The 22,703-nt window shown below is 68.0% G+C and carries 19 protein-coding genes and 1 pseudogene; 6 read left to right on the top strand and 14 right to left on the bottom strand.

Going from position 1 to position 22,703, the window contains the following annotated elements; genetic code table 11:
- Positions 1 to 97 precede the first annotated feature (97 nt).
- The 6 genes and pseudogenes from BM365_RS11955 to BM365_RS18185 form a co-directional block, all read right to left on the bottom strand.
- Positions 98 to 2,197, bottom strand: coding sequence for a gluconolaconase (locus tag BM365_RS11955; RefSeq protein WP_093489800.1), 2,100 nt, complete (start codon positions 2,195 to 2,197; stop codon positions 98 to 100).
- Positions 2,198 to 2,295: 98 nt separating this feature from the next.
- Entirely contained in the window at positions 2,296 to 4,032 is a 1,737-nt protein-coding gene (locus BM365_RS11950; RefSeq protein ID WP_093489799.1) for a prealbumin-like fold domain-containing protein, read from the bottom strand.
- A 251-nt stretch (positions 4,033 to 4,283) separates the two neighbouring features.
- Positions 4,284 to 5,021, bottom strand: coding sequence for an energy transducer TonB (locus BM365_RS11945; protein ID WP_093489798.1), 738 nt, complete (start codon positions 5,019 to 5,021; stop codon positions 4,284 to 4,286).
- Between the two features lie 32 nt (positions 5,022 to 5,053).
- Positions 5,054 to 5,806 carry a TonB family protein gene (locus tag BM365_RS11940; RefSeq protein ID WP_158253473.1) on the bottom strand — a complete coding sequence of 251 codons (753 nt, stop codon included), beginning with the start codon at positions 5,804 to 5,806 and terminating at the stop codon, positions 5,054 to 5,056.
- Positions 5,807 to 5,852: 46 nt separating this feature from the next.
- Positions 5,853 to 6,833: an isoaspartyl peptidase/L-asparaginase family protein gene (locus BM365_RS18190; RefSeq protein ID WP_233210869.1), complete on the bottom strand. Its 981-nt coding sequence runs from the start codon at positions 6,831 to 6,833 to the stop codon at positions 5,853 to 5,855.
- 198 nt (positions 6,834 to 7,031) lie between these two features.
- Positions 7,032 to 7,598 (bottom strand): annotated as a pseudogene (locus BM365_RS18185) (cyanophycinase); the annotation flags it as partial.
- A gap of 313 nt (positions 7,599 to 7,911) precedes the next feature.
- Between BM365_RS18185 and BM365_RS11930 the strand changes: the two are divergent.
- The 3 genes from BM365_RS11930 to BM365_RS11920 all read left to right on the top strand — a co-directional run bounded on the left by BM365_RS11930 (position 7,912) and on the right by BM365_RS11920 (position 12,704).
- Complete coding sequence (locus tag BM365_RS11930) at positions 7,912 to 8,508, top strand: RNA polymerase sigma factor (protein ID WP_093489796.1); 597 nt, start codon at positions 7,912 to 7,914, stop codon at positions 8,506 to 8,508.
- Positions 8,486 to 9,520 (top strand): FecR family protein, encoded by a 1,035-nt coding sequence (locus BM365_RS11925; RefSeq protein ID WP_093489795.1) that lies wholly within the window; start codon positions 8,486 to 8,488, stop codon positions 9,518 to 9,520. The genes BM365_RS11930 and BM365_RS11925 overlap by 23 nt, the downstream gene beginning before the upstream one ends.
- A gap of 112 nt (positions 9,521 to 9,632) precedes the next feature.
- Positions 9,633 to 12,704: a TonB-dependent receptor gene (locus BM365_RS11920; protein WP_233210798.1), complete on the top strand. Its 3,072-nt coding sequence runs from the start codon at positions 9,633 to 9,635 to the stop codon at positions 12,702 to 12,704.
- A gap of 76 nt (positions 12,705 to 12,780) precedes the next feature.
- Here the strand turns inward: BM365_RS11920 and BM365_RS11915 are convergent, their stop codons facing one another.
- Together BM365_RS11915 and arfB are read right to left on the bottom strand one after the other, a co-directional pair.
- Complete coding sequence (locus BM365_RS11915) at positions 12,781 to 13,341, bottom strand: lysophospholipid acyltransferase family protein (RefSeq protein WP_093490753.1); 561 nt, start codon at positions 13,339 to 13,341, stop codon at positions 12,781 to 12,783.
- Positions 13,342 to 13,381: 40 nt separating this feature from the next.
- On the bottom strand, positions 13,382 to 13,816 hold the full coding sequence (gene arfB / locus BM365_RS11910; RefSeq protein WP_093489793.1) for an alternative ribosome rescue aminoacyl-tRNA hydrolase ArfB: 435 nt from the start codon (positions 13,814 to 13,816) through the stop codon (positions 13,382 to 13,384).
- Positions 13,817 to 13,940: 124 nt separating this feature from the next.
- Between arfB and BM365_RS11905 the strand changes: the two genes are divergently transcribed.
- Complete coding sequence (locus tag BM365_RS11905; RefSeq protein ID WP_093489792.1) at positions 13,941 to 14,498, top strand: DUF2059 domain-containing protein; 558 nt, start codon at positions 13,941 to 13,943, stop codon at positions 14,496 to 14,498.
- A 56-nt stretch (positions 14,499 to 14,554) separates the two neighbouring features.
- Here the strand turns inward: BM365_RS11905 and BM365_RS11900 are convergent, their stop codons facing one another.
- From BM365_RS11900 to rhlB, 6 genes are all read right to left on the bottom strand, one after another.
- Positions 14,555 to 15,169 carry a hypothetical protein gene (locus BM365_RS11900; RefSeq protein WP_093489791.1) on the bottom strand — a complete coding sequence of 205 codons (615 nt, stop codon included), beginning with the start codon at positions 15,167 to 15,169 and terminating at the stop codon, positions 14,555 to 14,557.
- Positions 15,170 to 15,240: 71 nt separating this feature from the next.
- Entirely contained in the window at positions 15,241 to 15,948 is a 708-nt protein-coding gene (gene ung / locus BM365_RS11895; RefSeq protein WP_093489790.1) for a uracil-DNA glycosylase, read from the bottom strand.
- Positions 15,949 to 15,964: 16 nt separating this feature from the next.
- The gene (locus tag BM365_RS11890; protein WP_093489789.1) at positions 15,965 to 16,804 is read right to left on the bottom strand and encodes a response regulator; all 840 of its coding nucleotides are present in this window, start codon (positions 16,802 to 16,804) and stop codon (positions 15,965 to 15,967) included.
- Between the two features lie 14 nt (positions 16,805 to 16,818).
- Positions 16,819 to 17,763 carry a permease-like cell division protein FtsX gene (gene ftsX, locus BM365_RS11885; RefSeq protein WP_093489788.1) on the bottom strand — a complete coding sequence of 315 codons (945 nt, stop codon included), beginning with the start codon at positions 17,761 to 17,763 and terminating at the stop codon, positions 16,819 to 16,821.
- Complete coding sequence (ftsE, locus tag BM365_RS11880; RefSeq protein ID WP_093489787.1) at positions 17,760 to 18,446, bottom strand: cell division ATP-binding protein FtsE; 687 nt, start codon at positions 18,444 to 18,446, stop codon at positions 17,760 to 17,762. Before ftsE ends, ftsX begins: the two co-directional genes overlap by 4 nt.
- A gap of 100 nt (positions 18,447 to 18,546) precedes the next feature.
- Positions 18,547 to 20,226, bottom strand: coding sequence for an ATP-dependent RNA helicase RhlB (gene rhlB, locus BM365_RS11875; RefSeq protein WP_093489786.1), 1,680 nt, complete (start codon positions 20,224 to 20,226; stop codon positions 18,547 to 18,549).
- A gap of 225 nt (positions 20,227 to 20,451) precedes the next feature.
- Between rhlB and trxA the strand changes: the two genes are divergently transcribed.
- Both trxA and rho read left to right on the top strand, forming a co-directional pair.
- Positions 20,452 to 20,793, top strand: a complete 342-nt coding sequence (gene trxA, locus BM365_RS11870) for a thioredoxin TrxA (protein ID WP_093304080.1) — start codon at positions 20,452 to 20,454, stop codon at positions 20,791 to 20,793.
- 207 nt (positions 20,794 to 21,000) lie between these two features.
- On the top strand, positions 21,001 to 22,695 hold the full coding sequence (gene rho, locus BM365_RS11865; RefSeq protein ID WP_093489785.1) for a transcription termination factor Rho: 1,695 nt from the start codon (positions 21,001 to 21,003) through the stop codon (positions 22,693 to 22,695).
- Positions 22,696 to 22,703: the final 8 nt, after the last annotated feature.

Genomic DNA, 22,703 nt, shown 5'->3' with positions numbered 1-22,703 from the left:
TTCCAGGCCGGACCATCCGGCCGCTCTTGTCCTTACGACGAGCGGGGGCAACGGAGATCGACAGGGTGCCAGCAAGAAATCGCCGACGGACGCTCGCCTACGGCAGCCGCAGCTTCAGGTCGCGCCGCCCCTGCGCCTCGTTGCCGCTGTGGTCGCGTGCGGAGACGCGCAACAGGTAGTCGCCCGGCGGAAGCGTGTCGGGTTGCCACGTGCCCTCGGCCCACATCCCGTCGCGCACGGTGTTGGTGACGCTGTAACGGAATCGGGTGACCGCGCTGCCGTGCACGGTGATGCCGCTACCGGGCGCGTAGGCGACCTGCACCGCGTCGTCAGACGGCAGTCGCTGGAAGTCGATATTCATGCGCGGCGCTTCGTAACCCGCCACCGGCGTGCCGTCGTCGTGCAGCACTTGATAGCCCAGCGTGTACAAGCCCAGACGACGACGCGGCAGGTTGCGGTCCACCTGGTCCCAAGCTTCCACCACGATCCGCACGCCCTGCAGCGCGCGCGGCACGACGATGCGACCGTCCTGTTTCGCGTCGATGGGCTGGTCCAGCGTGTCGAACAGCGCCACTTCGTCGATGCGCGGCGGATACGCATCGGTGAAACCGGTGAAGCCGAGCCCGATGGCGTTGCGCTCATAGCCGGAGGGGCCGATCGACAGGTGCACGTGCGCCATCCGGTTTACCGTCCCCAGCGGATCGCCCGCTGCGAAGCGGGTACCCCGCCGCACCCGAATGCGGCTCGGATCACCGCTGAGGTCGTGCAACAACTGAAAGCGTGCGGGATCGAGCAAGTCGCCGCGCGGCGTACGTCCTACCCGCATGTGGATGTAGTCCAGCGCGCCCACGCCCAGACCTTCGCCCAGGCCGTCGAATCCCCATGCCGCGGATGGACTGCTGACCTTGCCGTCGGTGATCGCGAGCACCGTTGCGCCGACATCGCCGCGGATGTCTAGCCCGCCATGCAGGTGGTGCCGGCTCTCGCCTTCGTAGTCGCCACGCACTTCGCCCAGCGTACCGACGACTTCATGCCAGCCATCCTGGGGCGCGAGGGGCCAGCGACCGGCGGTGTCGGGCAGTGGATCGTCGGGCGAGGGGCCTACTGGCGAAGCGGTCGGCGCCGCGCCCGCGGTCAATGGCGCCAGGCGGTGCACGCGATGGCTGCCTGCATCGGTGAAGTGCACGCGTCCGGCGGCGTCGACCGCAAGGCCCGCCGGGCGCGAGAGGCGCTGGCCGGGCAGATGGCCCGCCAGCACGTGCCAGCGGCCGTCGCGCATCACCTGCATCACGCGCCCGGTGTACAGCTCGCCAACGTAAAGATGCCCCTCGTGCGTGAGCGCGAGGGCAAGCGGGCGACGCGGACCCATCGTCGTGTCCGTGTCGGGCCGCAGCGGCAACGTGCTGACGCCACCGTGCGGTTCGATGCGACGGATCGCGTCGTTGCGCAGGTCGGCGACCCAGACGATGCCGGTCGCATCGACCGCCACCGCCGTCGGTGTGTCGAAGCGCGCATCGCTGCCGGTGCCGTCGAGGAATCCCGGCGCATCGCCACCCGCCAGCGTCGTGACCTGGCCATCGCGACCGATGATGCGGATGCGGTCGTTGTAGGTGTCGGCGACGACGATGCGTCCTCGCCCGTCCACCGCAATGCCGACCGGCCCATTGAACTGGGCTTGCGCGCCCGGTCCGTCGCGGTATCCCGGTTCGCCGGTGCCGGCGACGGTGGTCACCACGCCCTGCGGCGTGATCCTGCGGATGGCATGGTTGCCCGTGTCGGCGACATACAGGTTGTCGTCGAGGTCGCGCGCGAGAGCCGAAGGCGTATTGAACGCGGCAGCCATGCCGGTGCCGTCCGCGAAGCCTTCGACGCCACCCGCTAGCGTGGCGACCGTACCGTCCGGGGCGATGCGGCGGATGCGGTTGTTGTCGCCCGCGTCGGCCACGTACCGCGTGCCGTCCTCCATGACGACGATGCCCCACGGATCATCGAAGCGCGCCTGGGTACCCGCACCATCACGCGCCCCGCGAATGCCATCGCCCGCCGCCAGCGTCCGCTCCGCCGACCATGCGAATGGCGTCAGCGGCGGACCCGCATCGGGCACCGGTACCGGGAATCGGGGGGTGAACAGGAAGGTGGTGGCGATCGCTGTGGTCGTCAGCACCACGACCACCCACATCCATGCGGTCCGGCTCATTGCGTCGATGCGGCGAAGAAGGTCGCCGCACGATAGTCACTCGCTGCCGGGAAAGGAAGCGCGTCCGGGGTGCGCTGCATGCGAACCCCGGTTTTCCTTCAGGGTTGACCGGTCGCCGTTACACGGCAGGGCACCAGGAACGTCACCGTGCCGCCGGACGGCAGAGTCGGGATTGCAACCCCGCTGCCCACCAGGCCCGCGATCACGCCGGAACCCGGGCATTGGGCACCGCCACCGGCACTGCAAGTGATCGGATTGCCCGCCGGCGGACAGGTCAGTCCGGTGCCCGGCGTGTCGGCGACGATGGCGCCATCGGCCGCTTCCGGGCCCGTGTTCGTCACCAGCACGGTGAACGTGCGCAGGTCGCCGGACACAGCGGATCCCGCGCCCGTCGTCTTGCTGATCGACAGATCCACCAGGCGCGCGGTGTTGGTGATGGTGCAGACGATGTCCAGGCCCGTGTGCGCTGTCGTCAACGTCAGCGTGTTGCCACTGAGGTTGCCACCTGTGCAGCTCCAAGCACTGGCGTTGTAGATGCGCGCGTTCGCCGCACCCAATGTCTCGCTCAGGGTGATGACGTTGCCGGCGGCGACCGCAACGGCCGTGCCCGTGTCGGTTTCGGCGGCCGTGTTGGCCGTGGACGCCAGGCTGGCGGCGTTGGTGCCGCCGGTCGCGGACAGGGCAGCGGTATCGTTGATCGCGGCGTTCACCCAGCGCTTGGCGAGCGCCAGCGTCGACTGCCGCGTATTGGTCAGCGTGCAGGTCAGGGTCTGGTTGGCGCGGTAGTTCGCGACCGGAATCACCACCTGTCGCGCAGCAGTATTGACCGTCGACGACACCGCAGTACCGCTCTGGTCGACGCACGTGGCGCCAGTCAGCACGTAGCCGGCCACCTGCGACTCGGTGAGCGTGATCGGGGCGGCGTGGTTGGTGAGCGCATAAGTACTCGAGGCTACCGGCGTGTTCGTCGCCGTCGTAGTCAGGTTGAAGGTCTGCGCGACTGCGTCGCTGGCGGTCAAGGCGAACGTTCCAGTGCCACCGACGGTCTGCTTGCGCACGATCACCTTGGAACCTTCAAAGCTCCAACGCATCTCCAGCTCGTCGCCGCCGGTCGGGCCGGTCAGGTCGATGCTGAAGGTCAGGCTGGTGACGCCGGTACCGTTGAACTGCACCGAACCGCATGCCGTGCCGCGCGCGACCGATGCGTTGTTGCCGGTGCGGCATTCCGCATCGGCGTCGCCAGAGAACGCACCCAACTGGCGGAAGAACCGGTTCTGCGCCGGCTGCACGACGAACTGCGTGTTGCCGCTGAGGCGGGTCAGCGAGACCGAGCCGCCCTGCGACGCGGAGCCGGTCAACGTCCAGCGCGAGCTGTTGGGATCGCTGTCGATCGCACCGCCCAGGCGATCGATATGCAACACCGGGTTGTCGACCGGCTTGCTGAAGGTGGCGGTGTAGGTGCGGGTACCGGTGTCGTGCAGCATCACCAGCGATGCGCCGTTGTTGACGGTGCCGCCGTAGGGGTCGGTCCACCAGCTGTTGTTGCTGGCGTTGAACGTGCCGTTGGCGTAGTTCTGGTTGGCGGTGCCGGTCCAGGTCACGGTGATGCCACTCGCCGTCGTCGCGGCGGAACTGGACCCGTTCGTGGTCCAGGTACCGGTCAACAGGGCGAATGCCGAGCCGGCGGCGAACAGCCCCGCAACGACCAGTCCGGCCTGTCCAAGCAGGCGCGACAGCCGGCGCCGCGACGGCTTGGCCGTGCGGCGGATCGAGGTGACGGGAAGAGATACACACGAAGCGCCCCGCAGGCGCAGACCCAAGACATTGCGCGACATCGACGAACAGATCCCCCAACGACCTTCCGGAAAGACAACGCCTTCCTGGCTGGCGCCCGCCGCGATGCGGCAGCACGCCGCGGATCGGTCGGATACACCCCCTGTAGTGCCGCCCGGCACCCGGGACCCGGCCTGCCGTCGACACTAATGTGATCCGTATCTTAGCTTACAGACCGGGGTAATGAGAGTTTCATCACATAACAATTGAGGCGCGGTGCACGCGCGGCTGGCCGGGAGCGCCGGCGGCGCGGTCAACTGGTGGACAGCGGCTTGAAGGGCGAATCCAGCACGACCGGTGTCGTGGGATCTTCCTGCTGACCCGACCCGGCCGCCGCCGCGCATTCGGGCGATCGTGCTTCTGCCGCTTTACGCGCCATCGCGTTCTCGCGCTCGTAGTCGAATGCAAAACTCACCGGAATTCGCACCTGGGTGGCGATGGGACGACCATCCACCTCCTCCGGCACCAACCGCAGGGAATCCGCCCATGCGGTCAGGCCCTCCTTGAAATCCTTGAGCCGGCCACGACGCGCCTTCAGTGACTGCAATGTGGTGCGCCCATCGGCTTCGACCCTGATGAGCACGTCGAAGCGTCCTTCCGACCCCAACTGGAACGCCGGTTGCGGATAGCGGGGGGGAGGCAGGCGCAGCGCATCGTCTGCATACCCGGGGCCGTTTGACTGATAGTCCATGCCCACCCGAAGGCTTCCGTCGGGTTGCGGGATCGCGCAGGCCTGCAATTTGACATGGGTGACACCGGGGCGAGGCGCACCTTCCACCCGGGCGGGCTCGAACCGCCACTGTGCAACACGCGTCTCGATGGCCTGCCGGACAATCCCCGGCAACTTGGCGTTGGCCTGCACCTGCTGGGGCACGCCCTCCTCATCCAGCACGACACGCGCCGTCGCCGGGAAACGCACCGGGTCCTTGGCCTCGCCTGCCTGCAGCGACGCGCTGACCAGCAGCAGGCCGATCGCAATTTCCCTTCTCATCGCCCTTCTCCTCGCGGACGTGGTGAACCCGACTAGCCCGTCGTAACCGGCTTGAAGGGCGAATCGAGCACCACGGGACGCGCGGGCGCATCCTCCGTCTCCTTGCCCATCGCGGCCACGCACTCGGGGGAACGTTGCTTGGCCTCGCGCTCCTGGCGAATGTACTCGCGCGTGCTGAGCGATCCGCCCCCCATCGCGAAATCCACCGGGATCGCGACACGCGTGACGACGGGCGCGCCTTCGATTTCCTCCGGCACGTACCGCAACGCCGCCACCCACGTGCGCAAGGCCTGGTCGAACAGTCTCAGCTGGCCCTTCCGCGCTTCAATGTTCTCGACGGTTGCACGGCCATCGGCACCCACCTGCAGGATCACGCGAAAATCCCCCTCAGCCCCGCGCTTGGCGGCATCGACGGGGTAGCGCGGCGCCGGATGGAAGTAGCGTCCATCCGCATAACCCGGACCGTTCCAGCCGTAGTCCACCGCCAGCCGCATATCGCCGTTCGCTGAAGGCACGGCGCACGCATCCAGGAAGACGGTCGTAGCGCCCGCCCGCGGCTGGTCGCCGACGCGGGCCGGCTCGAAGCGCCATTGGGCCACGCGCTGCGCGATCGCATCGCGGATCACCGCCGGCAGCTTCGGGTCCACATCGACCTGCTGCGGCACGCCGTGCGCATCCAACGCGACGCGCGCATGCGCACGAAAATGGATCGGCTTGGATGCCGGCTCTGCCGACGACGCGTTGAAGGCCACCAGCAGCAGCCCGATTCCCCACATCTTGCGCATGGCTTCGTCTCTCCCCAGGGACAGACGAAGCATAGCGCCATCCGGCTCAGCGCGCGGGCAGCGCGTCTTCCTTGTAGATCGCCACGTGAGGCACGCCATCGGCGCCGATCCAGCCGCGGTACATGCCCTCGGTGTTGAATGGGAAGGCGATCGTGCCGTCGGCGCCCAGCGCGATCGCGCCGCCGTCGCCACCCGCCTTCGGGATGTCGCGGTTGATCACGCCGTCCGCGGCACGCACCAGGCCCTCGCCGGACAGCCGCACGCGTGCGCAGACTTCGTGCGCGGCGGCGGCGCGGATGTAGTACTCGCCCCAGCCCGTACCGGAGAACGCGCAACGATCGTCGGCCCACGTGCCGGCGCCGATGATCGGCGAATCGCCCACGCGGCCGTAGCGTTTGTTGGTCATGCCGCCGGTGGACGTGCCCGCGGCCAGCAAGCCCTTCGCGTCCAATGCCAGCGCGCCGACCGTGCCGAAGTAGGCCTTGCCCGGCAGTTCCAGCGGCGTGTTGCTCGCCTGCGCCTGCTTCTCTTCCTTCAGTGCGTTCTGCAGCTGCTGCCAGCGCTTCTCGGTACGGAAGTACGACGGATCGACCAGGGTGATGCCCTGTTCCTTCGCGAACGCCTCGGCGCCGCCGCCGACCATCATCACGTGGCGCGATTTGTCCATCACCGCGCGCGCCAGCGTGATCGGGTTCTTCACCCGGTGCACGCCGGCGACCGCGCCGGCCTTGCCGGTGGCGCCATCCATGATCGAGGAATCGAGCTCATTCTTGCCGTCGTGGGTGAACACCGCGCCGCGGCCCGCGTTGAATTGCGGCGCATCCTCGAGCACGGTGATGGCGGCGGTCACGGCCTCCAGCGCGGGCTTGCCCGCCTTCAACTGCGCGTGGCCGGCGCGCAGCGCGGCTTCCAGCGCCGTGCGGGCGGCGGCTTCATCGGCCGGCGTCATGCCGGCGCGCTCGACGCCTGCACCGCCATGGATCACCAGCACCGGCGCATCCACCGCCACCAGCACGCCGTTGCGCACGGCATAGCGGCGCTCGGCGGCAGGCTTGTCCACGCGACCACTCGGCAGGTGCAGCACGGAATCGACACCGGCGATCACGGTATCGACGCGGTCCAGGTTCATCGCTTCGTCTTCCACCTGCTTCTGCGCGAAGCCGCCCTTCACCACGGTCGCACCGGCACCCGGCGCGGTGGCGTACACGCGCGCCGTGCCATCGCCTTCGACGGCCACCGCTGCGTCTTCGTCCACGCCCAGGCCGAGGATCGGGCGGCCCGCCATCGACTCGGCTTTGGCGACGAACGCGATCAGGCGCCCCAGGCGATTGCGTTCGCTGAAGTGCGTATCGGTCAGCACGCCCTTCAGCAGCGCCAGTTGCAGGAAGCCGGTCTCGATCGTGTTGTCCGGTCCCAGCGGATCGGCCAGCGCGCGCGGGCTGATCTGGCTGCCGCCATCCATCGCGCCGTAAAGGTATTCGCCCTGCATGGCCAGGCCGGCACTGGTGCCGCCCAGCGGCTTGCCCGCGCGCACGTGCGCATCGAGCGCCGCGCCCACCGGCGTACCGCGCCAGTAGCGCACATAGCGCGACTGGTCGCCGCCGGCCAGGAAGATGCCGTCGGCGCGCTTCAGGCTGCGCAGCACGGCGGGATCGCTCGCGCTTTCGCGGTCGTTGAAGACGTACGTTTCCACCGAGGCGATGCCGCCGACCTCGTTGAAGAATTCCTCGCCGATCTCGCCCGCCAGCGACGCGCGCAGCACGACGATATGGCCGTTGCCTGCCTTCTTCATGAACCAGCGCATGGCGTCGAAGTTCCGGTCCCCGCCGCCCATCAGCAGCAGGCCCGGTTCGACCTTGCCCGGTGTCTTGGCTGAAACATCGCCGAGCACGTAGTGGGCGGGCTTGGCCGCGAACGCCGGCAGCGCCAGCACGAGCACCAGCATGCCGAGCGCGCTGCGCCGCACTGCACCAAGGACAGACACCATGCCATTCACTCCACGTCGAAGGTGGCGGCAGGATGCCACGCACCGGTGACTTGTGGAGACGAAGCGGCGGCGCGCTTCCCCCATGCCGGACGGTGCGCGCTTGGGCTAGAGTGCGGGCATGCCCACCGAATTCGATGCGTGGTTCATCCGCGAGGTGCTCGTCCATGAACGGGCGCTGGTGCTGTTCCTGCAACGCCACTGGCCGCATCGAGACGAGTGGCACGACCTGCGCCAGGAGGTCTACGCACGGGTGTACGAAGCCGCCGGACGCGTACGCCCGGACTCGCCCAAGGCCTTCCTGTTCACCACCGCGCGCCACCTGATGACCGACCGCCTGCGCCGCAGCCGGGTGGTGTCGATCGAGCCGGTGGGTGATTTCGAGTCCTCGAACGTCTACCTGATCGACGAGGTGTCGCCCGAGCGCTGGGCCGGGACCCGCCAGGCGCTCAGGCGCCTGGTCGAGGCCCTGGACCGACTCCCCGACCGTTGCCGCGAAGTGGTATGGCTGCGGCGCGTGGAGGAATTGCCGCAGAAGGCGGTGGCCGCGCGCCTGGGCATCAGCGAGAAGACTGTGGAAAAACATCTGGCCAAGGGGATGCGCCTGCTCGCCGATCATCTGTATGGCGGCGACGAGGCGTATGCGCCTGGCGGGCGAAGGAATGCCCGCCTTGTCATGGACGAGGACGACGGACATGACCGACAGCAGACAGATTGAACAACAGGCGGCCGACTGGCTGGTCCGCCGCGACGCAGGAGACTGGACGCCACACGACCAGCAGGTGCTGGAGGCGTGGCTGGCCGCGTCCACGCGCCACAAGGTCGCCTTCTTGCGGCTCGAATCCGCGTGGTCCGAGGCCGGTCGCCTGCAGGCGTTCGCGGCCGGCCTGCCAGCCGGAGGCCCACCACCGCGTGCGACGACCGATGCACCTGGACGTCCCGACCTGCGCGATCTCCGCTTCGCGCCCCGCGACGTGATCGCAAGCCCCGGCCGCTGGCGGCACGGCATCGCCGCCACGCTGGCCGTGCTGGCAGTGGGCTCCGCCGCCTGGGGCGGCTGGCAGCTGACCGGGCGCGAGGAAGCGCACTACGTGAGCGCCGTCGGCCAAGTGCAGACGGTGACCCTGCCGGATGGCTCCACCGCCACGCTCAGCAGCGACAGCCAGCTCGACGTGCAGATCAGTCGGCAGGAACGCAGCATCGCGCTGACGCGCGGCGAAGCCTTCTTCGACGTGGCACACGACACGCGTCGCCCCTTCGCGGTGGAGGCGCAGGGCCGGCGTGTGGTCGCTGTCGGCACGCGCTTCTCCGTGCGCCGCAACAGCGACGAACTGCGCGTGGTGGTGACCGAAGGCAAGGTGCGTCTGGACAGCGGCCCGGCCGCCGATGGTCGCGCCCAACCCGTCGCCCTGCTACCCGCCGGCAGCGTAGCCACCGCCGGGCGCAACGGCGTGCTGGTGCGCTCGGTCCCGGTGGCCGATGCCGAACGCTTCCTCGAGTGGCGCGAGGGCTTCCTGACCTTCGACGACACTTCGCTGGCCGACGCCGCCGCCGAGTTCAACCGCTTCAATACGCGCAAGCTGGAGCTGGGGGATGCCGCGGTGGCCGACCTGCGCGTGGGCGGCAATTTCCGCTGGTCCAATGCCGACGGCTTCGTGCGCCTGCTCGAACAGGGGTTCCCGGTGCGCGCCGAGCGGCATGAGGACCGCATCGTGCTGCACGCGCGCTAGGCCGCCGCCCGACTGACGAAGGTCACGGGGGGATTTGTCCGGTTCGTTCGTCCTGATGTCCAGAAGGTGCCATCCCGAGCACCCCCGGGGAGAGTCGTCCATGCGGTATCCAATGCGAGTCCTGCTGTTGAGCATGGCCTGTAGCGCGGCCCTGGCTGCGCAGGCCCAGGCGGCCCCCGGCCGTATCGACCTGCCTGCGGGCGAACTGGCGACGGCGCTGAACACGCTGGCCAAGCAGTCCGGCACGCAGTTGGTGTATCGCGCCGACCAGATGAAGGGCCGCCGCACCACCGGCGTGCAAGGCGCGGCGAACACCGACCAGGCGCTGGAACGGCTGCTCAAGGGCAGCGGCTTCGAAGCCAAGCGCGACGCCTCCGGCGCGGTCCTGATCGTGCAAGCCGACGCTACGCCGCGTCGCGCACCGGCGCCGCGGCCCGCGCCTCAGGAGGCGCCTCCCGGGGGCGGCTCCGCACAGGCCGAAGAACCCGTAACCCAGCTGGAGACCCTGCAGGTCACCGGCTCGCGCATCCCGCGCGCGCAGATCGAAGGTCCTGCACCGATCACCGTCGTGACCGCGGAGCAGATCCAGTCGGCCGGCCTGACCACCGTCGCTGAAGTGCTGCGCTCGCTGAGCCAGAACAGCGGCAGCGTACAGGGCCAGCAGAACACCACCAGCGCGCAGTCCACGCCCGGCGCACAAGCCGTCGACCTGCGCGGCCTCGGCCCCAACCACACGCTGGTGCTGATCAACGGCCGCCGTATCGCCGACTTCCCGCTGCCGCTCAATGGCCGCAGCAACTTCACCGACATCGGCAACATCCCGCTGGGCATGATCGACCGCATCGAAGTGCTGACCGGCAGCGCGTCGGCGGTCTACGGCTCGGACGCGATGGCCGGCGTGATCAACTTCATCCTGAAGAAGTCCACCGACGGCACCATCATCGACTACCGCTTCGGCGACACCGAGCGCGGCGGCGGCGAATCGCACAAGCTCACGCTGACCACGGGCTTCGAGCGCGATGCGTTCAGCGGCATCGTCGGCCTGGAACTGATCGACAAGCGTCCGCTGTGGGGCTACGAGCGCAGCAATCAGGACTCCACCCTCGATGCGCCGACCTCGCGTCGCCGCCTGCCGCGCCTCACCGCGCAGCTCTACGACTGGGACGACGACGTCAACATCGCGCCTGCCGATGGCTGCGCCGCGATGGCAGGCCTGAACGACGGCACCACCGTGCTGGCCGAGGACCGCTTCGGCGAACCCTACTGCGGCAGCGAGCGCGCCATCGCCTACCGGACCATCCAGAACGAGCGCAAGGGTTTCAACGCCTACGGCTCGTTCGAGTACCGCTTCTCCGACAACCTGTCATGGTTCGCCGATGTCCAGCTGGGCCGCCAGGACGTGAGGCTGCTCACCGGCACCAATGGCAACGACGTGGTGAGCGACGTCATGGGCTGGGAGTTCCACGACCCGAACTCCACCGACAACAACGACAAGGTGTTCTACAACGCCGTCACCGGGCACTACGAAACGTGGTCGCGCCAGTTCACGCCCGAGGAAATGGGCGGCCTGCGCAACCGCATGAACAAGACCACCCAGAAGACGTTCGGGGTGACGACCGGTCTGCAGGGCGCATTCGGCGACAACTGGAACTGGGAAGCGGCCTACAACCATTCGCAGTACAAGGCCGACGTGGGCATGCCCCGCATCCGCGCCGAGGCCGCCAACGAACTGTTCCTCGGTGAGCGCCAGGGCTACGACGCCGACGGCTACGCGATCTACAGCCCGGATCCGGCGCGCCTGTTCACGCCGCTGACCCCGGCCGAGTTCGCGACCATCGCGGCGATGTCCACCTTCCATCCGAAGGCCGACAACGACAACCTCAGCTTCACCCTCGACACGCCGGCGCTGTTCACGATGCCGGCCGGCGACGTCGGTTTCGCCGCCGCGATCGAGTACGGCCAGCAGTCGTACGAGATCAATCCCGATCCGCTCGCCCTGACCGCCGATGCCTACTACGGCCCGCGCTACGGCGATGGCAAGGGCGATCGCGACCGCTGGAGCGTGGCCGGCGAATTCCGCCTGCCGCTGTTGTCCTCGCTGCAGGCCAGCCTGGCCGGCCGCTACGATCGCTACGAGTACGGCAACAAGAACCCGGGCAAGTTCACCTACAGCGCGGGCCTGGAATGGCGCCCGGTCGACACGCTGCTGGTACGCAGCTCGTACGGCACCGGCTTCCGCGCGCCGGACATGCACTACCTGTTCGCCGGCGACGATTACTACCGCACGCTGTCGACCGACTACTACCAGTGCCGCACCGACGAGCCCGGCTTCACCGACGGCGAGTGCTACGACGACGGCACCTGGGACATCAACACGTTCGACGTGTACACCGGCAACATGGACCTGGACGTGGAGACCAGCAAGTCGTTCTCGGCCGGCTTCGTGTGGTCGCCGTTCGCCAACTTCGACCTGGCGGTGGACTATTACCGCATCCGCGTGTCGAACCAGGTGCAGGCCCAGAGCCGCGAGCAGTTGCGCATCGACGAGGCCAACTGCCGCCTCGGCGTCACCGACAGCGGCGCCACCGTGGACGTCAACTCGCCGACCTGCGTCGACGCACTCGCCCGCGTGATCCGCGACGCCGACGGCTACATCACCAGCGTCCGCTTCGCGCCGATCAACATCGCCAACGAGGAAACCTCCGGCGTCGACGTCACGGCCAACTACCGCCTGCAGACGGCGAGCGCGGGCGACTTCCGCTTCACCGGCAGCTACACCTGGACCGACAAGCACACGCGCCAGCAGTACCCGGGCGATCCGGAAGAAGACATGCTGGACGTCAGCTTCAGCGCCACCACGCTGCCGCGCCAGAAGGGCAACCTGGGCATCAGCTGGGATCGCGATGCATGGGGCGCCAGCGTGTTCGGCAACTACCTGGGCCGCGTCGCGAACTACGACAACGACGCGTGGACGAAGGCGAGCTGGCGCTTCAATGCCGGTGCGCGCTACGACGTGAACGACCACCTGCGCGTGTCGCTGACCGTCAACAACCTGCTAGACGACATGCCGCCGAAGGACGCGACCTGGGCGAACTATCCGTACTACGACACGTCCTGGTTCGATTCCACCGGCCGCAGCTACTTCCTGCAGGTCACCTGGAAGCTGGGCGGCGCGCCGCTGTAAGCGATCGCCGGCACGAAGCTGAAACGAAAACCCCGCCGTCAGGCGGGGTTCTTCGTTGCGTCGCTAGGCAGGTCGATCACACCGTCCCGCGGTTCTTCCCCTGCCACGGCTGGTACCAGGCGCGGATCGCCGCCATGTCGGTATCCATGTCGCCGGTCGGGTAGTACACGTCGCCGATGCCGACGACCTTGTCCGGGTAGTGGAAGTACGCCATCAGGATCGGCACCTGCGCCTGCTGGGCGATCTTCAGAAAGCCGCCCTTCCACTTGTCCACACGCTTGCGGGTGCCTTCCGGTGTCAGCGCGAACCACATCTTCTCGGACTGTCGGATCATCCGCACGGCCTGCTCCACCGTGCCCTGCGGCGAGCTGCGGTCCACCGGTACCACGCCCAACTTGCGCAGCAGCGGCGACAGCGGCCACCAGAACAGTTGCGCCTTGCCCAGCACGCGCACCTGGAAGCCCATCGCGATCTTCGCCGCCATGCCCCAGATGCCGTCCCAGTTGGACGAGTGCGGCGCCACGATCATCACCAGCTTCGGGATATCCGGCAGCGTGCCGACGATCTTCCAGCCGAACACGCGCAGGAACGTGCGCCCCATCCAGCGGGTGAAGCGGTTCGGCGGCACCTGCGGCATGTTCGGCGGGATGCGCGGGACGATGTCGTGGCTCAAACGGTTACTCCCATTGGTTCTTCTGCGAACGGCCGCGCTTGACCTGGCTGCGCTCGCGCTTGGCGTCCAGCCGGCGCGCCTTGGCGGCGCGCGAGGGCTTGGTGGCGATGCGCTTCTTCGGCACCACCAGCGCGGCGGCGATCAGCGCGGCCAGGCGCTCTCGCGCATCCTGGCGGTTGCGGTCCTGCGTGCGGAAGCGCTGCGCGTCGATCACCAGCACGCCCTCGTCGGTGAGCCGGCGGTCGCGCTTGGCCAACAGGCGCTCGCGCAGTGCGTCGGGCAGCGACGGCGAGCCGGCCACATCGAAGCGTAGCTCCACCGCCGTGGCGACCTTGTTGACGTTCTGCCCGCCCGCACCACTGGCGCGCACGAACCGTTCGACGAGTTCGTCGTCCGGTATCGCCAGCGTCGGCGTGATCTCGAGTGCGGTGCTCCCCATGCGCGGATTGTAGTCAGGATGCGGGTCCGTTCGCAGCGCGCTGGCGCCCGGATCGCCGTCGATTAACACCAGATTTACTCCCGGGCAGGCACCCTACGACCCCGTTCCATGCCGTCCACGCCGCATGTCCCAGCTTCCGTCGATCACGGCCCGCGCCTTGCTGCGCCTCCTGCTCACCCTCGCCCTGGCGGCGTCCGCACCGGCCTTCGCCGCCGAGCCCACCGACGCGGACATCGACCGCCTGCTCAAGGCTTCGCGCGCGGAAAGCCTGCTCGCCGGCGTGGTGCCGCAGATGGAAGCGGTGCAGCAGCAGGAGTTCGACAAGCACTTCGCCGGCCGGGAGATGACCGACGAGCAGAAGGCCGAGGTCGCCCGCATCCAGGCCAAGACGCAGGAGATCGTCCGCACCGCGCTGTCGTGGGAAGAGATGCGCCCGGTGTACCTGGACGTCTACAAGAAAACCTACACGCGCGAAGACGTGCGCGCGATCACGAAGTTCTACGAAAGCGCCGCCGGCAAGCGGATGCTCGACAAGAACCCCGCGCTGATGCAGAACATCATGTCGGCCGTGCAGCAGAAGATGGTGCCGATGCTGGAAGCCCTGCAGGCGGAGATCAAGAACATCCCGGTCACACCGCCTCCGCCGGTATCCCCGCCGCAGAAGCGTCGCCGTACGCGCTGAGCGCGCGGCGCGCGTGGTTGAAAAGGGAGCGCCCGTGACGGACGCTCCCTTCCGGATCAGGGCTTCGCGACAGAAGCATCCCCGGCCGACAGCGTGCGCTGCGCGAGGTCCGCGGCGCTCTTCTTGTTCCAGACGGCCAGATAGTCCGCCTGCTTCTCGACGATGGACGCCCGGTTCGCCTTGAACCACGCCTCGCCTTCCGGCGTGTTCTGCACATGCTTGGCGTTGGCGATCCACTTCGCCACATCCGCATTGCGCCAGTTGAACTCGTTCTCCGAGGCCGCCTTGATCGGCCACAACGAGAAGCGCGCCTTCCACGCGCCCATGCGCGGCGTCACCACCGCGTAGTACGTCTGGCCCGGGGCCAGGTCGGCTTCCATGAAATCCGCTGCCTCGGACACCACCATGAACCGGTGGCGGCCCGGCGCAACGTCGTGCACGACCTGGGTTCCGGTAGAACTGACTCCGATGAAGCGGGTCTCGTCGCCGGAGATGTCGAACAGGGAGGCCTGGATCGCGCCACCGAACGAGGACGGGCGCAGGAACACCACGCGACTGTTCTCACCGGGCGGGGCCACCAGGGCACTGCCGTCCGCAGGCTTCATCAACGACGACGCACATCCCTGCAGGAACAGGAACGACAGAACCACCAACACCTTCATTGCTTTCATGCACCCCTCCCCATTGGTGCGCATGGCATCGCGCCGCACGCAGAATCCGGGCCCGACGGACCCGGGACGAATCAGACGTCCAACGCATCCTTCGACGGCAGTCGCCAGTCGATAGGCGGCAGCCCCCGCTGCGCCAGGTAATGGTTGGTCGCCGAAAAATGCCCGCAACCCAAGAAACCGCGGTGCGCCGACAGTGGCGAAGGGTGCGGCGCGCGCAGCACGCGGTGACGCCGCGTGTCGATCACCTTGCCCTTGGCCTGCGCGTAGCTGCCCCACAACAGGAACACAAGGCCTTCGCGCTCACGCGCGAGCGTCTCGATGGCATGGTCGGTGAAGCCTTCCCAGCCTTTGCCCTGGTGGGCGCCGGCGCGGCCCTCCTCCACCGTCAGCACCGCGTTGAGCAGTAGTACGCCTTGGCGTGCCCACGGCAGCAGGCAGCCGTGACCTGGCGGCGGGATACCGAGGTCGGCGTTGATTTCCTTGTAGATGTTCACCAGCGACGGCGGTACCGGCACGCCCGGCAGCACGGAGAAGCACAGCCCATGCGCCTGGCCCGGGCCGTGGTAGGGGTCCTGCCCGAGGATAACGACCTTCACCGCGTCGAACGGCGTGGCGTCGAAGGCCGCGAAGATCTGCGGGCCCGGTGGATAGATGCGTGCGCCGGCGGCCTTGCGCTGGCGTAGGAACGCGGACAGTTCGCGCATCTCCGGCCGCTGCAGCCAGTCGCCGATGCGCGCCTTCCAGGAAGGTTCCAGCTTGGTGCGGTCTTCTTCCGTCATGCAGGAGGCAGCGGTCTCAGACCAGCGCGCGCGATTCGTCCATGCGCGCCAGGCGCAGCTGGAACAACACCTTCGTCACCAGCAGGCGTTCCTCGATCGGCTTGAGCACCAGGTCGTTGGCGCCGGCCTGCAGCAGCTCCGCCTGGTTGTCGCGGTTGCTGTCGCCGGTCATCACGAGGATGGGCAAGCGACGCTTGCCATAGACGAAGTCCACGCGGATTCGCTGCACGATGTCGCGGCCGCTCAATTCGCCTTTCAGGATCACGTCGGTCAGCACCAGGTCGAACTTGTGCGTGGACAAACCCAGCGATTCCGCGGTGAGCAGGGCGAAGGCATCCTCGGCCTTCAGCACGTGCACGACTTTCAGCGATTGCCGTTCCAGCATGCGGCGGGTGGTCTCGGCCACCACGCGGCTGTCCTCGATGAAAAGGATCGTCGCGCCGGGCACCGGCTCGGGCTGCACATAGCCGCGGATGAACGTTGCCAACGCCTCGTGGCCCAGCGATTTGTCGAAGTAATCGGTGACGAACTCGGTGAAGCGCCGCTCTTCCAGGTGCTGCTGCGCGTCGCCGGATACCACGATCACCGGCACGTAAGCTTGGCCCGCCGCTTCGCGCACGCTGCGCGCGATCTCCAACCCATCGCCGTCGGGCAACGCCAGCGCGGTGGTGACCAAGTGCACTTCGCCCTGCTCCAGCGCGGCGCGCGCCTCGGCGATGCTGGAACAACCGATGACCTGCACGCCGGGCACTTCGCGCCGCAGGACGTCCGCGATCAGCTTGCGCACCAGCTTCGAGCCGTCCACCACCATCACACGGGGGGCGTCACTGATCAGGTGCCGGAGTTCCTGGGCCATGAAGGAGACGAGTCTCAGGTTTCTGTGGGGCGAGTCTGACGCAAGAAATGCCCGGTCACCAGCCATGCGCCCAACCAGCCGATGACCGTCGCGGCTGCGACGACGGCGACCGCACCCACGGGGTCAAGCCCAACCAGGGCGAACGCGCTGCCATAGCTGCGCGCGAGCGTCGCCAGGGGTTCTCGAAGCGCAAAGGCGGCTAGGGTCAGCAGGCCAAGCGCCAACCCACCGGCTGCCAGGCCGTACCACGCACCCAGGTAGATGAAGGGGCGGCGGATGAAGCCATCGCTGGCGCCCAGCAACTGGAGCACGCCGATCTCCTCACGCCGCGACTGGATGTCCAGCCGCACGGTGTTGCCCACCACCAGCAGCGCGCCCAGGCCGAACAACGCCGCCAGTACCCATGCGAGTCGACGGCCGAAGCCCATCCAGCCCGCGAGCCGGTCGCGCCAGGCGGCATCGTGCTGCAGCAGGTCGGTCTCGGGCAGCGCCTGCAGGGCGGCGACCAGGCGCGCGTCGTCGCCTTCCGGCACCACAATCAACAGGCTCGGCAGCGGATTGCCTTCCAGCGTGTCGAGAGAGGCACCCAAGCCACTGCGTTCGCGGAACTCCGCCATACCCTGCTCTGGCGTGCGCAGTTCCACATCGGCAACGTCGTCGCGGCCGCGCAGTTCGAGCGCCAGCGCCTGCGCGCGCGCCACGGGCGTGTCGGGCTTGAGGAACAGGTCGATCTCGCGCGATTGCTGCACGTCGCCGGCGAAGTGCCCGACGTTCTGCAGCGCCAACCACAGGCCCAGCGGCAGCGCCAGCGCGATCGCCATCACCCCGATCGTCAGCAACGTCGCCCACGGACGACGCGCCGCACGGCCCAAGCTGGAGACGAAACTGTAGAGATGCTGGTCCAGCCAGATGCCGATGCCGGAGCGCGCCTGCGTCCGGGCGTTCTTCGCGTCGCTCATTCGGCCAGGTCCGCGGGAGAGATGTCGTCGGCCAGCTTGCCGTGGTCGAGGATCAGCACGCGCTTCTTCATGCGCTTGAGCAGCGAGAGATCATGGCTGACCACCAGCACGCTGGTGCCGCGCTCTGGCATAGACGCGAACAGCGACATGATTTCCGCCGCCAAAGTGGGGTCGAGGTTGCCGGTGGGTTCGTCCGCCACCAGCAGGCGCGGCTCGGCGACGATCGCGCGGGCGATGCCCACACGCTGCTGCTCGCCCGCCGACAGTTGCGTGGGCAGCGCGTTCTCGCGATGGCCCAGGCCGAGTCGCGCGAGCACCTCGCGCACGCGCTTGCCGATGTCGCCGCGACGGTCGCCGCGCAGGATCAGCGGCAGCGATACGTTTTCCATCACCGTGCGATCGGTCAGCAGGCGATGGTCCTGGTAGACCGCCCCCACCTCGCGCCGATGCAGCGGAATGCGACCGCCGCGCACCTTGAGCAGGTTGCGTCCGCCAAACAGCACCGCGCCCCGCGAGGGTCGCTCACTGAGATGGATGAGTTTCAGCAAGGTGCTCTTGCCGGCGCCGGAATGACCGGTGACGAAAAGCATCTCGCCCTCGGCCACCTCGAAGCTGACGTCGACCAGCGCCGGATGGCCGCCGGGATATTGCTTGCTGACGTTTTCGAATCGAAGGACGCTCATGTCCCTCGATTATGCCGGAGCGGTGGAGACGCTGGCGATGCCACGCGGACAAAAAGAAGCCGGGACATGCCCGGCTTCCATCGACCCGATGCGGTGGCGGTCAGCCGCCGACCAGCGAACGGATCTTGCGGCCGAGGCGCGTCAGGAAGCCCGCGTTCTCGTCCGGAACCTTCGTGGCGACGGGCTTCGGCGAAGACGGAGCGGCCGCACTCGCCACCACGCCCTCGGCGCCTTCCAGCGGCCGGCCATGACGGCGGCGACGTCGCTTGCGCGGCTTGCGGTCGCCTTCCGGTACGCCAGCGCCTTCCGGACGCACGTCGCTCGCGGGACGCGGCGCCTGGGGTTTCGCGGCGGCCTCGCCTTCCGGACGCGGCGCGCGCGGCGGGCGCGGCTTGCCATCGGCCGAGCGCGGGCCTTCGCGGCGTCCACCCTCGCGACGACCGCCTTCGCGACGGGGACCGCCGGCGCCGGTCTTGCGACCACCACCGCGACGCTCTTCGTCGGCCGCCTTCTGTTCGCGGGCTTCGCGGAAGATCTGGCCGATGCTCTCTTCTTCTTCGTCGCCTTCAACGGCTTCCGGCTTCGGGCGCTCCGGCCGCGGCAGCGCGGTCAGCAGCTCCGCGGTGACCGGCTCGGACGGGATCTTCTGCTCGATGTAGGCCTCGATGTCCGGCAGCGACATCGCGTAGCGCTCGCACGCGAAGCTGATCGCATCGCCCTCTGCGCCCAGACGCGCCGTGCGACCGATGCGATGCACGTAGTCTTCGGCATCGAACGGCAGGTCGTAGTTGAACACGTGCGACACGCCATCGATATGCAGGCCGCGCGCGGCCACGTCGGTGGCAACCAGCAATTCGAGCTGGCCGGCCTGGAAGCGCTTCAGCAACGACTCGCGCTTCTTCTGCGGCACGTCACCGGAGAGCACGCCGACGCGGTAGCCGGCGCGTTCCAGCGCGCGCGCCACGCGTTCGACGAACGCCTTCGTGTTGACGAACACCATCGTGCGCGCGCCTTCGCTGCGCGACAACAGGCCGATCAGCAGCGGGATCTTCTCGTCGTCGGCGGGGTAGTACAGCTTCTGCCGCACCTTCGCCGCCGTGATGAACTCGGTCTCGACGACGAGCTTCTCGGGCTCGTTCATGTGCTCGTACGCAAGCTCGAGCACGCGATGGGACAGCGTGGCCGAGAACAGCAGCGTCTGCCGCGTGGTGCGCTCGGGCATGCGGCGCAGCAAGAAGCGGATGTCCTTGATGAAGCCCAGGTCGAACATGCGGTCGGCTTCGTCGAGCACGCACATCTCGCAGGCGTGCAGGCTGACCACCTTGTGCTGCTTGACGTAGTCGATCAGGCGGCCGGGTGTGGCGATGATGACGTCGACACCCTTCTGCAGCAGCTCGCGCTGCTTGTCGTAGTCCACGCCGCCGTAGACGAGCGCGAAGCGCAGGCCCAGGTCGGCGCCGAACTTCACCGCGTCCTTGTGGATCTGGATGGCGAGTTCGCGCGTGGGCGCCAGGATCAGCGCGCGCGGATCCTCCGGCTTGCGTTCGGCCAGCGCCGGACGGCTCAGCAGGCGGTTCATCACCGCGACCAGGAAGGCCAGCGTCTTGCCGGTGCCGGTCTGCGCTTGTCCGGCGACGTCACCGCCGGCCAGTGCGACCGGCAGCGTCATGGCCTGGATCGGCGTGCAGCGGGAGAAGCCCGCGCCTTCGAGGCCTGCGAGCAGGGCCGGATGAAGGTCGAACGAGGAAAAAGTAATGTCGGTTAAAGGTTTGTCGCTCATGCCATCTTCTTTGCGCCGCAGTGTTCTGCGTGCGGCTGTGTGAATGCGGGTCGCTGTGCTTGCAACGGGGGGTCCGGCGTCGCACACTGCGCTCCCTGTGCCGGGCTGCGCGGCCGCCCAGGAGCTCCTTGAAATGGCCGCGGAACGCCCCAGTTTACCCCAAACAGACGGCCGACCCGGCCCGAACCCGTCCGTGGGACCCCGCGGACCCCGCAGGAGACCCCAGTGAGCGATAAAGTTTCCCACGTCGGCGATGCCGATTTCGATGCGGCCGTGCTGCAGTCCGGCGAGCCGGTACTGGTGGATTTCTGGGCCGAATGGTGCGGTCCGTGCAAGATGATTTCGCCTGTCCTGGATGAGCTGGCCGAAACCTACGGCGGCAAGCTGAAGGTGGCGAAGGTCAACGTGGACGAGAACCGCGCGACCGCCATCAAGTACCACGTCCGCTCGATCCCGATGCTGCTGCTGTTCAAGGACGGCCAGATCCAGGCGACCCAGATCGGCGCCGTCGGCAAGGGTCAGCTGACCCAGATGATCGACAAGGCCCTGGGCACCCAGGCGGCCTGATCCGGCAGCCCCCGGCAAGACGGGGGCGCTGGCTGAATCCGCTTGAACCCGCTGCGGCGGCCCGGCTTGCCGCCGTCGCAGGCCGGTGATAGTGTCGAATCCGAATCCGGCGCAGGGGATGCGCCGCACCCATCTGAAGCCCCACTTCTCTTTACTCACCCGCCGCCGCAACGCCGGCGCGCTCGCCACCTAGCGAGGAATCGCAACTTGTCCGACAGTAGCAACGAAACCGGCGCTCCCGCCGAGAAGCGCGTGCGCAAAGCCCGCGTCCCGAAGGCCCCCTCCGCCGACACTTCCGCCCCCCAGGCCGACGCCGCCCCGCAGCTCCCGCTGCCGCCGGTGAATGAATCGCCTGCGCCGGCACCCGCTTCCGCGCCCGCAGCGGCCCCCGCCCATGAAGGCGGCGAATCCGCGCACGGCGGCGGCCAACAGGGCCAGGACGGTGGCCAGGACGCGCGCGAGCCGCGCGACGGCAACCGCTTCGGCAACAACCGCCGCGAACGCTTCCGTAATCGCCGCGAGCGCAACCGCGAACGTTACGGCAACGACGGCATGCCGCAGGAAGGCGGTGGCAACAACGGTGGCGGCCAGGAGAATTTCGCGCCGCGTCAGCCGCCCAGCGTGCCGGAAGGCTTCCCGCAGTATTCGCTGGGCGACCTCAAGCGCATGCCCGCGCCCAAGCTGCTGGACATCGCCGAGCAGCTGAACATCCAGGAAGGCGTCGCCCGCGCCCGCAAGCAGGACGTCATCTTCGCCCTGCTGAAGGTGCTGACCCGCCACGGTGAAGGCGTCGCCGCCGACGGCGTGCTGGAAATCCTGCCGGACGGCTTCGGCTTCCTGCGCGCGGCCGAGGCCAGCTACCTGGCCGGCCCGGACGACGTCTACATCAGCCCCAGCCAGATCCGCCGCTTTAACCTGCGCACCGGCGACCACCTGGCCGGCCGCATCCGCTGGCCGAAGGACGGTGAGCGCTACTTCGCGCTGTCGACGATCGACACGATCAACGGCGAACCGCTGGAAGCGTCGAAGAACAAGGTGCTGTTCGAGAACCTGACCCCGCTGTTCCCGCGCCGCCGCTTCACGCTGGAGCGCGGCAACGGTTCGTCGGAAGACATCGCCGGCCGCATCCTCGACCTGATGGCGCCGCAGGGCAAGGGCCAGCGCGCGCTGATCGTGTCGCCGCCGAAGGCCGGTAAGACGATCATGATGCAGCAGATCGCCACCGCCATCACGACCAACCACCCGGACGTGCACCTGATCGTGCTGCTGGTGGACGAGCGTCCGGAAGAAGTGACCGAAATGCAGCGCACCGTGCGTGGCGAAGTGGTCAGCTCGACCTTCGACGAGCCCGCCGCGCGCCACGTGCAGGTCGCCGAAATGGTGATCGAGCGCGCCAAGCGTTTGGTGGAGCACAAGAAGGACGTGGTGATCATGCTGGACTCGATCACCCGCCTGGCTCGCGCCTACAACAACGTCGTGCCCAGCTCCGGCAAGGTGCTGACCGGCGGCGTGGACGCCAACGCCCTGCACCGCCCGAAGCGCTTCTTCGGCGCCGCGCGCAACGTGGAAGAAGGCGGCTCGCTGACCATCATCGCCACCGCGCTGGTCGAGACGGGCAGCAAGATGGATGAGGTGATCTACGAAGAGTTCAAGGGCACCGGCAACAGCGAAGTGCACCTGAACCGCCGCATCACCGAGAAGCGCGTCTATCCGGCCATCGACATCAACCGCTCCGGCACGCGCCGCGAGGACCTGCTGATCGAACCGGAACTGCTGCAGAAGATCTGGATCCTGCGCAAGCTGCTGCATCCGATGGACGAGATCGCGGCGATGGAATTCCTGTTGGACAAGATGAAGAACACCAAGTCCAACGACGAGTTCTTCAGCTCGATGAAGCGCTGATCCGGCAA

Origin of the sequence: Pseudoxanthomonas sp. YR558 (assembly GCF_900116385.1) — a bacterium.
Taxonomy (GTDB): Bacteria; Pseudomonadota; Gammaproteobacteria; order Xanthomonadales; family Xanthomonadaceae; genus Pseudoxanthomonas_A.
Note: the sequence above shows the minus strand (reverse complement) of the source record. Positions and strands in the feature narration are given on the sequence as shown.